Here is a 16,457-nt window from a genome sequence, read left to right as displayed (position 1 = left end):
ATCATATAGATTTTAAATTTTATATAATCTTCTTTTATTTATATATTTTAACTTAAAATATTTGTAAAAAAAGAACAAGTTAACATATGTCAACTTGTTCTTTTTATTAATAAACTATTTTTCAACAGCATACATTTTCTTTAATTGAGCTTGTATATCTTTATTTTCTAAATACTCTTCTAAAGTAGTTTTTCTATCCATTATTCCACCAGGAGTAATTTCTATTATTCTATTAGCAAGAGTTTGTATCATCTCGTGGTCATGAGAACTAAATAACATAACTCCAGAGAATTTTTCTAAACCTTTATTTACAGAAGTTATAGATTCTAAGTCTAAGTGGTTAGTTGGATCATCTAAAACTAGTACGTTTGAGTTTGAAAGCATAAGTTTAGATAGCATGCATCTAACTTTTTCTCCTCCTGATAAAACGTGAGCTTGTTTTAGAGCTTCTTCACCACTAAATAACATTCTACCTAAGAATCCTCTTATGAATGATTCAGATTTTTCTTCTGAGAATTGTCTTAACCAGTCAACTAATGAGTATTCGCATCCTTCAAAGAATTCATTGTGGTTCTTTGGAAGATAAGATTGAGAAGTAGTTACACCCCATTTGAATGTACCAGAATCTGCAGTGTCTTCTCCCATTAATATATTAAATAAAGTAGTTATAGCTATTTCATCTCCCATGAAAGCAACTTTATCTTCTTTATCAAGTCTGAAACTTACATTATCAAGAACTTTAACACCATCAACAGTTTTAGTTAATCCTTCAACTTCAAGAACCTCGTTTCCTATTTCTCTTTCTGGAGTAAATCCAACATATGGATATCTTCTTCTTGATGGTTGTATGTCTTCAACTTGTAATTTATCTAATTGTTTCTTTCTTGATGTAGCTTGCTTTGCTTTAGAAGCATTTGAGCTAAATCTTGCAATGAACTCTTTTAATTGAGCTATTTTTTCTTCAGTCTTTTTATTTTGGTCTTTTTGTAATTGTAATGCTAATTGACTTGATTCATACCAGAAGTCGTAGTTACCTACGTACATTTGTATTTTACCAAAGTCAACGTCAACTATATTTGTACATATTTGGTTTAAGAAGTGTCTATCATGTGATACAACTATAACGATAGAATCTTCTAAGTCCATTATAAAGTTGTTTAACCAATTTATAGATTGGAAGTCTAAGTGGTTAGTAGGCTCATCTAGTAATAGTATTTCTGGCTTACCAAATAAAGCTTTAGCTAATAATACCTTAACTTTTTCTCCACCTTCTAATTCTTTTAATTGTTTGTAATGTAAGTCTTTATCTATTCCAAGACCCATTAATATTTTTTCTGCATTAGTTTCTGCATCCCATCCATCAAGTTCAGCAAACTCTCCTTCAAGTTCTGCAGCTTTTATACCATCTTCTTCAGAGAAATCTTCTTTCATGTATAAAGCATCTTTCTCTTTCATTATTTGGTATAATCTTTCATGTCCCATTATAACAACGTCTAAAACAGTTTCTTCGTCGTATCTGAAGTGGTCCTGTCTTAAAACAGACATTCTTTCTTTTTCTGTTATACTAACAGATCCTGTATTTGGTTCTATATCACCAGCTAATATTTTAAGGAATGTAGTTTTCCCTGCACCATTAGCCCCTATTATTCCGTAACAATTTCCTTTAGTAAATTTTAAATTAACATCTTTATATAATTCTTTATCTCCGAATCTAAGTCCAACGTTAGTAACTTGTAACATATATATCAATCCTTTCTCTTAATGTCATTTATAAAACACAACATTTTAATCTTATAATAAATATTCACTTTAGTCAATAAGACAGTAACTATAATATACAATATTTTTTAACTATTAATAATTATACTAATATAGTTATCATAATATTTTATAAAAACAAATATTTTTCTTAACATTGTATAAAATATAAAAAATGCAAACAAATTTATTTGCTTGCAATTTTTTACATTAATTTTTAAACATTCAATATTATTTACTTATTAAACATATTTTAATTTTTTCATTATCATCATCAGTTGCATTATATGAAAACATCATATCATAAGTGTCACCTAAAATTTCATTTATCTTCATATTAACTTCATTTATAAATATCAATTCGTTTTCAATTAAATTTCTAGACATTTCATAAAATACTAAAGCTTTCTTTTTTACCTCTTCCCCTACAGTTGTATAAGTTTCTTCTGTAAGTGTTTCAGCTATTTCATCAATACTTACCTCTTTTTCAAACTCTTCTATAGAGTAAGATATGGCAGAATCCTTTGCAAAAATTTCTTTTAAGTCAGAATAGTCTATGGCTAAAAATAAATTTTCATCAACAGATTCTACAACTATATTTATTAAGTCTTGTACTTTTTCACTATTGTATTTATTTATTTTTATTTCTTTATCTAGACCCATATCATCTTTATTTTCTTTTAATGAACAGTCTAGCCCTATACATATTACTCTTCTCTCATTTGCCATAAATGAGATAGCTTTTACTATATCTTTTACTTTTGCTTCTTCACTACTATAAGATATAAATAAAATTTCAATACCATCTAATAATGATCTTACATATTCTTTATCCACATCTTGATTTAAATTTATTTCTTCAAAATTAAAGTTTTTCTCTAATTTATTTTTAAATGATTTTAAAGTTTTAATTCCCTCACTACCTACTCCTATAAACTTAGAATATTTCTCCTCCATAAATTGCCTCCTTGCAAAATTAATTATTTAAAAATTTTTTTATTCTACTGCCATATTTATTATTAACCATTTTAAATATAGGTAAACCTACAATAGTTATAACTACAAATTCTCCTAAAGCTACTTCAAAAGCTGATAGCGCAAAAGGTAGTCCAACAAACTTATATAACATCCATCCTATTATCAAAGCATTTATTATAGTTGGCCATATTGATGCTATTAATAAAGTGTATTTGTTTTTGCCAAAAAGTTTAGGTGTTAAATATACTAAAACACTACTAATTAATGTTGCTAATGTCCCAAATATTATGTCTGGAACTCCATAAGGACCTATTACATTTGCTAAGAAACAACCTAATGTTAATGCTACTATGTATTCTTTACTTAGTAAAGGTAAAAACATCAATATTTCTGAAACTCTAAATTGAATAGGTCCATAACTTATAAATCCTAATGCTAATGTTACTACACAATATATAGCTGCTATTATTCCAACTATAGCTACTTCCCTTGTTTTCTTAGTCATTTTATCCTCCAAAACATGATTTCATATTTATTTAATTATTATGCGACATGAACGATTATATTATAAATCAATAAATATCTCAATAAGATAATTTATAAGATTTAATATTTATTTCATTAATTAATCATATACATATATAAGTAATTTTACTTTTTAAGCAAGGTCGTTGCCTAAAGTGTAGTACCCACACAGTGACTTAAAGTGTTTAGCCGAAGCGTCGCTCAAGCAAAGCAAATTTTTTGATTCTTTTTATTGTTAAATTTAGATAGTAACAAAAGATTACTGTTAAACATGAGGTGATAATATGATAAAAAAACATAAAAAATTATTTAATATTGAAATAGAGCCTATTACTAGTATATTACTTATTTTAGCAACTATTATTGCACTGTATATATGTAATAGTCCCTACAAATACTTATATGATAATTTTTTTTATAACACTTATATAGTGAATGACTTTAGTTTACATAGCTTTGTAAATGATTTTCTTATGTCTATATTTTTTTTATTGGCAGGATTAGAAATAAAAGAAGAGGTTTTATTTGGAAGCTTATCATCTTTTAAAAAAGCATCTTTTCCTGTAATTGCATCCATTGGTGGTGTCATAATGCCCGCTATAATTTTTACATATTTTAATTTAAATACAAAATATATTAGTGGGATTTGTATACCTATATCTACAGATATCGCCTTTTCTATGGGTATTTATTTTTTATTTAGTAAATACTTAAATCCTTCAATAAAGATGTTTTTATTATCTTTAGCCGTAGTAGATGATTTAGTATCCATATTGCTAATAGGTACTGTTTATTCCTCAAAAATTAATTTATCTTTTTTTATTTTAGCTCTTGTTTGTCTTTTTATAATTTGTATTGGAAATAAAATATTTAAAATCGAAAGTGTACTTTACTATCTTATATTAGGAGTATGTTTATGGTACTTTATTCATCTTAGCGGAATTCATTCAACTTTAAGTGGAATACTTTTAGCAATAGGTATACCAACAACATCTTACAAAAGGAAATATTCAACGTCTCACTATATAATAAAATATTTTAAAATTTTTAATAGCCTTATTATTATTCCGTTGTTTGCTTTTTCTAATACAGGAGTAAGTATTGATTCTAATTTGAATCTGGCTAAATATCCCACAATATTTTTAGGTATATATCTTGGACTTTTAATCGGAAAACCATTAGGAATAATGTTGTTTACATATATGAGTAATTTAATAGGATTATCAAAAAAACCTAAGGAACTAAATTGGACCTGCGTATTTATTGTTTCTCTAATATCTAGTATCGGTTTTACCATGTCTATATTTGTATCAGAAGTTGCTTTTATGGGTAATACAGAGCTTATAGGCATAGCTAGGATATGTATCTTGATTAGTAGCTTAACATCCATAATACTTTCATCCTTATGCATAAAAACATTTAAGGAATTACATATTATATAGATTAAAATAAAAAATAGCTATTCACATATTAAAGCGATAGCTACTTTTTATTTTAATCTATTTTTTCTTCTAGCTTATTTTCTTCTTTATTAATAATAGAAGGACTTAAGCTATTTAATTTGTTTATTATGTATCCTATTGCCCAAACTACTATTGCATAAAATACATAAGGAATTGATGCACTTACATAGTAGCTTATTACATCTGCTAACTGATCTTTTATAACTATGCTACCAGCTGTCGCAAGACTAGAAATATAAGTGTATGAAGTATATATTGTAAATATAGAATAAATCGCTATAATTGCAGCAACCACATATAACAATATTGGTAAAATAGCTTTCTTATTAATTTTTTTCATTTTAATACCTCCTTTCAAATAATTTTTCCATGAGAAAATATTATCAAATTTGTATGAATTACATATGAATTAATTATGTACTTTATATGTATTAATTATACTTTCCATCATAATAAGAAAAAGATACTTAAAAAGTATCTTTTTCTTATTTATATATCTAACTTACATATATTTTCTTTCATTATTTCTATTGAATTATCTAACTTAGATTTTTCTTCTTTTTCTAAAGGAAGCTCTATTACTTCTCTAACTCCATTTTCATTTACTATACTTGGAACTGCAATAAATACATCATTATGTCCGTATTTATCATCCAAATATGATGACACTGTTAATATGCTATTTTCATTTTCTAGTATGGCTTTTGTAATTCTAGCTAATGCCATTCCTATTCCATAATAAGTTGATTTTTTACAATCTATTATTTTGTAGGCAATATTTCTTACTTCATCTTCTATTAGTTCTAGGTCTTCAAATTTAACTTTTGCATCTTTTTTAGAAGCTACTTGATATATTGGTTGAACTCCCATTAAAGCATAACTCCATGCAACAAATTGAGAATCACCATGTTCTCCCATAACATAAGCATGTATAGATTTCGGTGTAACTCCAAGCCTTTCACCTAATCCAAATCTAAGTCTAGCTGTATCAAGTGTAGTTCCAGATCCCATTACTTTTGTTTTATCATATCCTGATGCTTTCCAAACAACATAAGTCATAATATCTACTGGATTTGATGCAACTATAATTATTCCATTAAAGCTAGTCTTTTTTATTTCTCCAACTATTGATTTCATTATTTTAGTATTTTTATGTAACAAGTCAAGTCTTGTTTCTCCTGGAACTTGAGTGGCTCCTGCTGTTATGCAAATTATGTTTGCATCACTACAGTCACTATAATCACCTGAATAAATCTTCATTTTTCTAGGTGCATAACTAAGTCCATGATTTAAATCTAAGGCTTCACCCACAGTCCTATTTTTATCTATATCGATTAATACAAGTTCTTCACATGTTCCTTGGTTTACCATTGAGTATGCATAGCTCATCCCTACCATACCAGCTCCAACTATAACCACTTTATTTTTTTTCATATTATCCTCCTGAAGTCTGTTATTTTTTTGTCAAATATATTATATTATATATATTTATTATTGTGAACATTAATATCTAATTATTATATATTATTTATTCATTATACTTATTTAATTCATATAAAATTTCACTATTCAAAGGTTTCATAATCTCCCTACAATAAAAAATTTACTTGGCTCAAGCCACTGAGTGAGCGCTACACTTCATTTCATTAAGATTGAGAATAATATCACGTACCTTAACGAGTTTTAAACAAATTTAAAAGCACTATAATATCCTTATATAAAAAAAGAACACTTATATAAGTGTTCTTTTACTATTTAATATGCTAATATTTCACATCCATCTTCAGTTACAAGTATCATATTTTCCCATTGTGCAGAAAGTTTTCCATCATCAGTATAAGATGTCCAACCATTATCTGCATCTATATATAGTTCATGGTGCCCTTCATTTATCATTGGCTCTATAGTAAATATCATTCCTGGAACCATAAGCATTCCTTCTTCTCTTGTACCATAGTGGAATACAAATGGGTCTTCATGGAAGTCTAATCCTATACCATGTCCTCCAAATTCTCTAACTACAGAGTATCCATTAGATTTTGCAAGTTGCTCTATTGTGTATCCAACATTACCAAGTCTAGTCCATGGTTTAACAGCTTCTATACCTTTTATCATACATTCTTTGGTAACTTCAACTAATTTCTTAGCATTATCAGATACTTCACCTATCATATACATTCTAGATGCATCTGAATAATATCCGTCTAATATGGTAGAAACATCAACATTTACTATATCCCCATCTTTTAAAACATATCCATCTGGTATACCATGACATATTTGATCATTTACTGATGTACAACAACTTTTAGGAAATCCACTGTATCCTAGTGGTGCTGGTACAGCTCCTTGTGAAATTGTATAGTCATGAACTATTTTATCAATTTCTTCAGTAGTCATACCTGCTTTTATCTCTTTTCCAACTAAGTCTAATATTTCATTATTTATTTTAGCACTTGCTTTTATTTTTTCTATTTGTTCTTGATTTTTTATTAAACTTCTATGTGGTACTTCATAACCTTTTGATTTAAATTCTTTTAATTTTTCATCAAATTTCATATGGCATTTTTTATATTTTTCGCCACTTCCACACCAACATTTGTCATTTCTTCCTATAATCATTTATACTCTCACTTCCTTAATAAATATCTATAAAATTCTTGTTTTTTCTATAGGCTTTCTTAATATATAATTTTCTTCTAGCTTTATTGTAACCTTCATTTTGACTATTTGTCTTGCATGAGGTGCTGATTCAATCGGATTTCCATCTTCATCATACATTTCTTCTATTGTCGTAAACATTGTATCTTTGTAAGGTCCTATAACTTCAATTTTATCTCCTACATACATTTTATTTCTTTGCTCAACTATATATAATCCAGTTTCTTCTTCATAACCTTTGACTAATCCTATAAAATCATAATTTCTTATATAAGAAGCTGATTTATAATTATTAGAATTTTCATCAGGTCTATTTAAGAAAAATCCTGTAGAGTAATCTCTATGACTTCCTTTTTTCAGCTCTTCCAACCAAATAGGATTAAACTTCCAATTTTTAGGATCTTTGTAGTATTCATCTATAGCCATTCTATAAGCTCTTACTGTAGTTGCTACATAATAAGCTGTTTTCATTCTTCCTTCTATTTTTAAAGAAGTAATTCCACTGTCAAAAATTTGTGGTATATACTCTATCATGCATAAATCTTTAGTATTAAAGAAGAATTCTGGATCTATATCATCTACTACAGGAGTATACTCACCATTATTTTCTTCCATTAAAGTGTACTTCCATCTACAAGATTGAGCACATGAACCTTTGTTTGCATCTCTTCCTGTCGTATAATTACTTATTGTACATTTCCCTGAATAAGACATACACATTGCTCCGTGTACAAATGCCTCTATATCCATATCCTGTGGAATATGTTCTCTTATTTCTTTCGTTTCTTCAAAAGATAGCTCTCTTGCTGTTACTATTCTTTGAGCTCCTTGGTTATACCAGAAGTTTGCAGCAGTATAGTTTGTTGTACTTGCTTGAGTACTTATATGAATTTCCATGTTAGGTATAGTTTCTCTTACTATTTTAAACACGCCTGGATCTGATACTATTACAGCATCTACTCCAATCTCATCTAACTCTAATAAATAATTTCTAAGTAATTCTAAATCTTCACTTCTAGGTATTATATTGCAAGTAACAAAAACTTTCTTGTTTCTTTCGTGGGCGAAGTTTACACCCTCTATCATATTTTCCTTAGTAAAATTCTTGGCTGCTGATCTCATCCCAAAAATTTCTCCACCTATATAAACTGCATCTGCTCCATATTCAAATGCTATTTTTAATTTTTCTAAATCACCAGCGGGGGCTAATAATTCTACTTTTCTCATTTTATCTCCTTCATATTTCATATATTTCTAGTAATATATACAATTAATATATTTTTATTATCTAATTAAGATATTATAAATATGTTCTGTTTGAACTTTTTCATACTTATTATACCACAATATCTTACATATAAATTAAAATTACCCTTAGAAATATAATTTTAAGCAGATTAATCTAATATATAATAATATTATTAAGTTTATCCCATGTAAAAAATTCGCTTTCTTCATATCACCAACGAGATGTCTTCATTACCACTTTAAGCCACTGTGTGGGCGATATGAAATTTTATGTAACTCCGTTGATCAAAAACTAACTTTTTTACATCTCAATATTGGTTGGCATTATTTAGTTTCATGAGTTTCTCACAGTTTTGAAAGAAATATAATTTCCTTACATGTAAAAAGAGTAATAATATAAATATTACTACCCTTTTTCATTTTAAGTCTCATTTGTACATTCTAAAATCTTAACTTTATTATCTTCGTGATTATATTTCTCTTCATTGTTAACTAAAGGAACTATTTCCTTCTTGTACACATATTTAAACCCTATGACACTTAAAAAAACAGAAGCTAGCTCTGCAATAGGAAAGGCCCACCATACTAGGTTTAAATTATTAGTTCTAGATAATAAGTATGCTGCAGGAAGTAATACAACTAACTGTCTCCCTATTGATACAATTAAACTCATAACTCCATTACCAAGTGCTTGAAACATAGAACTTACAACTATGCAATATCCTGCAAATAAAAAGCTAATACTAATTATTCTAAGAGCTGGTGTTCCAATACTTATCATTTCTTCAGACGCACTAAATAACCCTAATAACTGTTTTGGTAAAAGCTGAAATATAACTAAACCAATAATCATTATACCTATTGCATAAATAATACTAATCTTTACAGTTTCCATTAATCTATCTTTGTGCTTTGCACCATAATTATAAGAAATAATTGGCACCATACCATTATTTATACCAAATACAGGCATGAATATAAAACTTTGTAATTTAAAATACACCCCGAACACAGCAGTTGCAGTAGATGTAAACACAAGTAATATTTTATTTATTCCAAAAGTCATAATTGAACCTATAGATGCCATTATGATAGACGGAATACCTACTGAATATATATCTCTTATAGTTTTTAAACTAGGTTTAAATCCTTTTATTTTCACTTTTATTTCCTTATTCTTTGTACTATTTAAATAAATACCCAACATCATCCCACTACTTTGACCTATGACAGTTGCAATAGCAGCTCCAGATATGCCCAATTTAGGAAAGCCCAATAATCCAAAAATTAATATTGGATCTAATATTATGTTTATAACTGCGCCAGTTATTTGTGTAATCATAGAATAAAATGTTTTTCCTGTTGACTGCATTAATTTTTCAAATACTATTTGACCGTACATACCAAAAGAACAAGTAGTAACTATAATTAAATAGAAATATCCACCATCTACAATATCCTTAATATCTGTTTGCCATTGAAAAAACTTTTTGCTAAATAATATACCTATTAGTAAAAATAATAAATAACTCATGACAGCTAAAAAAACACCATTGCTTGCAGCTCTATTAGCTTCTTCGAACTTTTTTTCACCTAAAGATCTTGAAAGTAGTGCATTTATACCTACTCCTGTACCTACTCCAACAGCAATCATAAAATTTTGTACTGGAAAAGCTAGAGAAACAGCGGTAAGTGCATTTTCACTAATTTTTGATACAAATATACTATCAACAACATTATATAGTGCTTGAACTAACATGGATATCATCATCGGTAGCGACATGCTTATTAGTAGTTTATTTATAGGCATTGTTCCCATTTTATTTTCTTTAACTATATTTTCCCCAGACATAATCTATAATCTCCCCCTTTCATAGTTATAATAGTTGCCAAGACAACTATTATTCAATAAATAATGGGTATTTTAACTATATAAAAGTTAGTAATACCCACTAATTTAAGTGTATACATAGTAATTTATCTTGTCAATATACACCAAATATATATGTATAAATTATAATTAATATTTATATTAATTATAATAATAAAAAAAGAAGTTAGTTTTTAGGCTAACTTCTTTTTTAATATTATAAATAAATAAGTTTTAGAACAAATAAAATTGCAAGAACTATCATTATAGCAGATATTTTCTTTCTTTCTTCTTTTGGAGCAATTAAGTTGTACAATAAGTTAATAACAACATATGATAATACTCCAAGAGTTAAACCATCACCTATTGAATAAGTAAATGCCATAGCACCTATTGCTATAAATGCTGGAACACCTTCTGTTATATCTGCAAAATCTATGTCTTTAACTGCACTAAGCATTAAATATCCCACATATATTAAAGCTGGTGAAGTAGCACATGATGGTATGGCAATAAATATTGGTGAAAAAAACATAGCTATTATAAATAATACACCTACTGTTATGGCTGTATATCCTGTTCGACCACCTTCAACCACACCTGTTGAACTTTCAACATAAGTAGTTACTGTTGATACTCCAAGACCTGCACCTATTGTAGTTGCAAAAGCATCTGCAAGTAAAGCTCTACCAACATGAGGTACGTTTCCATCTTCATCTATCATATTTGCTTTAGATGCAACACCAACTATTGTTCCCACTGTATCAAAGAAGTCAACAAATAAGAAAGTACAAAGTACCAATATGAAATTAGTTAAATTTGCAGGATTAGTTGCATAACTAAAATCTAATTTTCCTGCTATCGGTGCTAAACTCTCATATTTAAATACGCCATTTGGTAAAAATATTTTAAGCTCTGCTGCAGCTGTTGGATTATATAATGCATATCCCCAAGCAATTAATGAACAAACTACTATACCAATTAGTATTGAACCTTTAATATTTCTTTTTGATAAAACTGCTATGACAACAATTCCAACACAGCTAATTATAACTGCTGGACTAAAATGTCCCATGGCAATTAATGTAGATTCATTAGATACTACAAGTCCACAGTTAATACATCCTATAATTGCAATAAATAAACCTATTCCCCCGGATACTGCTAACTTCATATTTACTGGAATTGCATTTACAACTGCTTCACGTACTTTACATAATGATAAAATTATAAAAATAATACCTTCCACGAATACTGCAGTTAAAGCAACTTCCCAAGATACTCCCATTCCTAATACTACTGTGTAAGCAAAATAAGCATTAAGTCCCATTCCTGATGCTAAAGCAAAAGGTAAATTTGCAATAATACCCATTAAAAAACATCCTATTGCTGCTGCTAAACATGTACCTGTTACCAATGCTCCTGCCGGCATACCAGCCTCTGATAATATACTCGGGTTAACAGCTATAATATAAGCCATTGTTAAGAAAGTCGTAACCCCTGCCATTATCTCCTTTTTCATATTTACTCCCTGATTTTCGAGTATAGGGAATAATTTTGTCATAGTACTAGATTCCTGATTTGCAACTTGCATTAATCAATACACCTCCGTAATTTAATAAATTAACTTCATTTTTAAACTCTGATATTTTTATGAAATTGATTTAGTAGGTAAATGGTATTTTATTTTCCATAAAATACCATTTTACAAGTATAATTCTAGAATATCTACATCATAATGTCAATCTATCACGAATATATTTTATTCCAATTAGATAATAATTCGTAATTATATTAAATTATTATGATATTACAATAAAAAAAATAGCTTATTTTTCAATAAGCTATTTCAAGTCTAGTTTTTATGTCTTACTCTAAGTACAATATTCATTTTATCTGCTAAATCCTGTGATTCTTTAATTTCTTCATCACTAATCTCATCAACTACAGAAAAATTTACTTCTTCAATATATTTTTTACAATCATTAGCAAAATCAAGTAATGCATCAAAAGATTTTTCACCAAATTTAGGTTTTGTAACTTCATTATATCTAGTTTTATTTGGTGCATTTAAACTTATAGAAACTGAATCTATATTATCTTTTAAAAGCACTGCCGTTTTCTTATTATGAATTAAATCAGAAAGGCCATTAGTATTTATTCTTATTTTTATATCTGAGATACTTCTAATATATTTAGATACTTCTATAACTTCATTTAATCTTACTAATGGTTCACCATAGCCACAAAATACAATTTCATCATAATTTGCTAAATCAAATTTTTTAAATTCATTTTTTACTTCATCTACCGTAGGCTCATGGTCTAACCATAGACTATCACTATTTCCCACATGATCCGTTTCTTTTCTTATACAAAAAACACAAGCACATGGACATTGATTTGTTATATTAACATAAAGGCTTTCTTTGTAATCATATAAAATTGTCATTATTTAATTCCCCCATTTGTATATTTATTTAATCATTTCTTTTATTTTTAATTTATCAAATACTAAACCTATAACTATAAATACGATAAAACTTCCTATTGGTTGGATAAGTCCTACTAATGTTAGAACAAATGCACTTACAAAGCTTCCATACATGATACCCTCTGCTATCATATATAAAACTGTTCCAACTATTCCTGCTATAATACTAGCACACACATTTCTTGTATTAATTATTTTCTTACTTTTATTAGTAAAAAATAAAACAAGTATTGGCTTTATAATTATGGTTGCTAAGGCCCAATTTGCAGCACCCGTAAGTATATCTGCCATACCTGCTCCTATTGCTGCTGCAAAAGCTGCATATGGTGTAGGTAAAAGTACTGCAGCTAAATATATAAAAGCATCACCTATATGAACAAATCCACCATTTCCTCCAATAGGTATATGGAGAAAATACGCAATTGTAATACATATAATAGCGGCAAATAAGGCAGCAGATACTAATAATCTAGTTTTAGATGATACATTTGTTTTTTGTTTTTTTGCATTTTCCATTATCTCTCCTCCAAATTTTATATTATATTAAGTTAATTATAATACACTTTTATATATTTATTATAAATATACACATTATTCCCATATTGTATCAATACAATTTTTCATAATATGAAATCATTGCAAATAAAAAATTCGCTCCGCTCATATCGCCAACGGCTTCGCCCGTTGTTTAAGTAACAAAATTGGAAATTAAAAGACCTGCTATAAAGCAGGTCTTTTAATTATCTATCTTCTTTTTTCATTTGTTTTTTCATTTCTTTTGCAAACTTAGTTTCTTCATACTTATCTTTCATGTCTTCTGCTATTTCTCCAGCATCTACTGCCATTCCTTTTACATCATTTTTTAAATCTTTTGCTGTATGTTTTACTGCATGACCTATTTTTTCAGCCATATGTCCAATTCCATCAGCTGCATGTTTAACACCATTACCTACTTTATCTACGCCTTTTACAACATCATCTTTTATATTTTCCATATCTTTTTTTATATCCATATTTATGCCTCCTATTTATTTCTTAGTTTTATCTTTCCTTAATTTATGAAAATTATTTATCTAAAAATAAATAGTAAACAAAACAGAATTCTTTTTACTTTCCATCTTGTAGTAAAGGTTATGACTTTTTAGTGTTTTACTTACTATATAAAGACCTAGTCCACTGCCACCCGTCTTTCTATTTCTGGATTTTTCTACCCTAAAGAAAGGGTTAAACACGTCACTTAAATACTTATTCTCAATTGTAATCCCAGTGTTTTCTATTTCAAATACTACTGTTTTGCTTGCTTTTGATTTATAAGCTTTAATAATTATTTTTTCGCCTTTTGGAGAATATTTAATTGCATTGTTAATTAAATTATTTAAAACTTTTATAATTTTTTCTCTATCTGCTTTTATATACAATTTATTTTCAACTTTATAAATAAGCTTTAAGTTTTTATCATCTATTAAGTAGCTTTGTCTATTTACCAATTCTTTAAGCATTTCACTTAAGTTAATAGCTTCAATTTTTAAGTCCTTTTCAAGTAACTCATTCTTTGATATTTCCATCATTTCATCTACTAATACTTTAAGCTCTTGAGTACTATCATAAGATTTTCTTAAGTAAGTTTCTCGATCCTTATATTTCCCCACATTATATATCATTCCCTCTAATTGACCGCTAATTATGGTTATTGGAGTTTTTAGTTCATGAGAAATAGTTGCTATAAATTCTTTCCTGTTCTTTTCTTCTTCTCTTTCTTTGTTAATAATCTCAATTAATGGCTTTGTTATAGTTTTAGAATAAATATAAGCCCCAAACAGAGCTATTAAAAAAGCTGAAATTATTATAAATGGAAGAATACTTCTAAGTACTGTGTTTGCCTCATCAATTGGTTGAAGTGGCATAACAATTTCTAAATGATAGAAGTCAGGGCTATCTTTTAACTTTATAGTAGCTCTTATTGTATATTCCTTTACCTGATTTGACATAGGAATATCTCCTGCATACTTATTAGTAATATGTTGTTCATTTTTCCCAAAAATAATAAATCCTTTATCATCTGTTAATATCATAGCAACATTTTGTTTTTTACCTAAAAAATAAAGTCTTCGTTGTAATTCATCTATATCATAAAACTTAGAATCTTCCACTATGGAATTTACACTATTTTTTAAAAGCTCAATCTTGTACTGGTGATAATATGCTGGCATAAAAAAGTATAAAGTTAAATAAATTATAAAGGCCAAAAATAAAAGAAGGGCCGATGTAATAGTAAATAACTTATATTTAATATTTAAATTATTCCAAAACTTCAATATCTTTTTCAAGAGTATAACCTATCCCTTTTACAGTTTTTATATATGGTAAGCATATTTTTTTTCTAAGGTTTTTAATATGAGCATCAACTATTCTTGTATCACCATAATAATCGTACCCCCAAATACTATCCAACAAACTTTCTCTTGTTATTACTTGAGGATATTTTTCTATCAATGTTTTTAATATGTTAAATTCTTTTAAAGTTAATTCTATATTTTTATCTTCCAATTGTACAGAATAAGTATTTAAATCTAATTTTATTTTTTCAAAACTTAAGTAATCATTACTTAGATTACCTTTACCTCTTCTAAGTACTGCTTTTACCCTTTGCATTAAGAGATTAAATGAAAATGGTTTTGTTATATAATCATCACACTCTAATTCAAATCCTTTTAGTTGGTCATTTTCTTCATCCAATGCAGTTAAAAATATAATTGGCACATTTGAACTTTTTCTAATCATTTTACACACAGAATACCCATCTAAATTTGGCATCATTATATCTAATAAAACTAAATCATACTCCTTTTTTTTAAATAATTGTATTCCTTCTAAACCATCACTGGCAAAGTCAACATCATAACCTTCAGCCTTTAAAAACTCTACTATTAACTCTTGTATATTAACATCATCTTCCATAACTAAAATAGATGTATTCATTTCATCACTCCTATAATTTTATATACCTATACTTTAATTTCTTGTTAAAAAATAAAAAATTCGCTTCTCTTGAGTCACGTGCCAGCTAAACACTTCATGTCGCCAACAGCTTCGCCCGTTTCTCAAGTAACAAAGTTGCTTTACTTAAGCAACTACGTATGCAAATCATTTTCATTTAAATAGATTTGAATTTTATAATTTATCCATAAGTCAGATAAAGTACAAATTCATTTAATGTAAAAATATTTGTACTTTTATATTATAATACATATATGAATTTATAATGAAATTTTTATCTAATATAGACATGTTTTATTTTACATTATTTCATACTAGCTATTTTTAATACTTTTACTTATTAAATCAAATTTATTATCAACCTTAAAAAACTTTGAAGGATCTTTATAAATTAATAAAATAGTATTAAGCTTTAAATATTAAATATTTGTATAATTTTTACAAAATCTTATAATTAATAATA

General features: G+C 27.5%; 15 protein-coding genes. 1 reads left to right on the top strand and 14 read right to left on the bottom strand.

Features of this window, described 5'->3' with window-relative positions:
- Nucleotides 1–114 precede the first annotated feature (114 nt).
- The 3 genes from QX51_RS18860 to QX51_RS18850 all read right to left on the bottom strand — a co-directional run bounded on the left by QX51_RS18860 (nucleotide 115) and on the right by QX51_RS18850 (nucleotide 3,241).
- A complete protein-coding gene (locus QX51_RS18860; protein ID WP_039681442.1) occupies nucleotides 115–1,740 on the bottom strand; it encodes an ABC-F family ATP-binding cassette domain-containing protein in 1,626 nt (541 codons plus the stop codon).
- Between the two features lie 249 nt (nucleotides 1,741–1,989).
- Nucleotides 1,990–2,715 (bottom strand): hypothetical protein, encoded by a 726-nt coding sequence (locus tag QX51_RS18855; RefSeq protein ID WP_039681441.1) that lies wholly within the window; start codon nucleotides 2,713–2,715, stop codon nucleotides 1,990–1,992.
- Nucleotides 2,716–2,734: 19 nt separating this feature from the next.
- On the bottom strand, nucleotides 2,735–3,241 hold the full coding sequence (locus tag QX51_RS18850) for a QueT transporter family protein (RefSeq protein WP_039681440.1): 507 nt from the start codon (nucleotides 3,239–3,241) through the stop codon (nucleotides 2,735–2,737).
- 304 nt (nucleotides 3,242–3,545) lie between these two features.
- On the opposite strand from QX51_RS18850, the gene nhaA reads away from it, so the two are divergent.
- Nucleotides 3,546–4,703 (top strand): Na+/H+ antiporter NhaA, encoded by a 1,158-nt coding sequence (nhaA, locus tag QX51_RS18845; protein ID WP_039681439.1) that lies wholly within the window; start codon nucleotides 3,546–3,548, stop codon nucleotides 4,701–4,703.
- Between the two features lie 52 nt (nucleotides 4,704–4,755).
- Here the strand turns inward: nhaA and QX51_RS18840 are convergent, their stop codons facing one another.
- The 11 genes from QX51_RS18840 to QX51_RS18790 form a co-directional block, all read right to left on the bottom strand.
- Complete coding sequence (locus QX51_RS18840) at nucleotides 4,756–5,064, bottom strand: hypothetical protein (protein ID WP_039681438.1); 309 nt, start codon at nucleotides 5,062–5,064, stop codon at nucleotides 4,756–4,758.
- Nucleotides 5,065–5,213: 149 nt separating this feature from the next.
- Nucleotides 5,214–6,158 (bottom strand): L-lactate dehydrogenase, encoded by a 945-nt coding sequence (locus QX51_RS18835; protein WP_039681437.1) that lies wholly within the window; start codon nucleotides 6,156–6,158, stop codon nucleotides 5,214–5,216.
- 321 nt (nucleotides 6,159–6,479) lie between these two features.
- Nucleotides 6,480–7,346 carry a methionyl aminopeptidase gene (locus QX51_RS18830; protein ID WP_039681436.1) on the bottom strand — a complete coding sequence of 289 codons (867 nt, stop codon included), beginning with the start codon at nucleotides 7,344–7,346 and terminating at the stop codon, nucleotides 6,480–6,482.
- A gap of 27 nt (nucleotides 7,347–7,373) precedes the next feature.
- Nucleotides 7,374–8,612 (bottom strand): peptidase U32 family protein, encoded by a 1,239-nt coding sequence (locus tag QX51_RS18825; protein ID WP_039681435.1) that lies wholly within the window; start codon nucleotides 8,610–8,612, stop codon nucleotides 7,374–7,376.
- Nucleotides 8,613–9,054: 442 nt separating this feature from the next.
- A complete protein-coding gene (locus QX51_RS18820) occupies nucleotides 9,055–10,485 on the bottom strand; it encodes an MATE family efflux transporter (protein WP_039681434.1) in 1,431 nt (476 codons plus the stop codon).
- Between the two features lie 235 nt (nucleotides 10,486–10,720).
- Nucleotides 10,721–12,097, bottom strand: a complete 1,377-nt coding sequence (locus QX51_RS18815) for an NCS2 family permease (RefSeq protein WP_039681433.1) — start codon at nucleotides 12,095–12,097, stop codon at nucleotides 10,721–10,723.
- Nucleotides 12,098–12,358: 261 nt separating this feature from the next.
- Nucleotides 12,359–12,955 (bottom strand): TIGR04100 family radical SAM protein, encoded by a 597-nt coding sequence (locus QX51_RS18810; RefSeq protein WP_039681432.1) that lies wholly within the window; start codon nucleotides 12,953–12,955, stop codon nucleotides 12,359–12,361.
- Between the two features lie 24 nt (nucleotides 12,956–12,979).
- Nucleotides 12,980–13,513 carry a TIGR04002 family protein gene (locus QX51_RS18805; RefSeq protein ID WP_039681431.1) on the bottom strand — a complete coding sequence of 178 codons (534 nt, stop codon included), beginning with the start codon at nucleotides 13,511–13,513 and terminating at the stop codon, nucleotides 12,980–12,982.
- 224 nt (nucleotides 13,514–13,737) lie between these two features.
- Entirely contained in the window at nucleotides 13,738–14,010 is a 273-nt protein-coding gene (locus QX51_RS18800) for a hypothetical protein (protein ID WP_039681430.1), read from the bottom strand.
- A gap of 60 nt (nucleotides 14,011–14,070) precedes the next feature.
- Nucleotides 14,071–15,207 (bottom strand): sensor histidine kinase, encoded by a 1,137-nt coding sequence (locus QX51_RS18795; protein ID WP_242842783.1) that lies wholly within the window; start codon nucleotides 15,205–15,207, stop codon nucleotides 14,071–14,073.
- Nucleotides 15,208–15,295: 88 nt separating this feature from the next.
- The gene (locus QX51_RS18790; protein ID WP_039681428.1) at nucleotides 15,296–15,976 is read right to left on the bottom strand and encodes a response regulator transcription factor; all 681 of its coding nucleotides are present in this window, start codon (nucleotides 15,974–15,976) and stop codon (nucleotides 15,296–15,298) included.
- Nucleotides 15,977–16,457: the final 481 nt, after the last annotated feature.

It is taken from the genome of Terrisporobacter othiniensis (assembly GCF_000808015.1).
In the GTDB taxonomy this organism is placed as follows: domain Bacteria; phylum Bacillota; class Clostridia; order Peptostreptococcales; family Peptostreptococcaceae; genus Terrisporobacter; species Terrisporobacter muris.
This window is presented reverse-complemented; position numbering and strand designations above follow the sequence as displayed.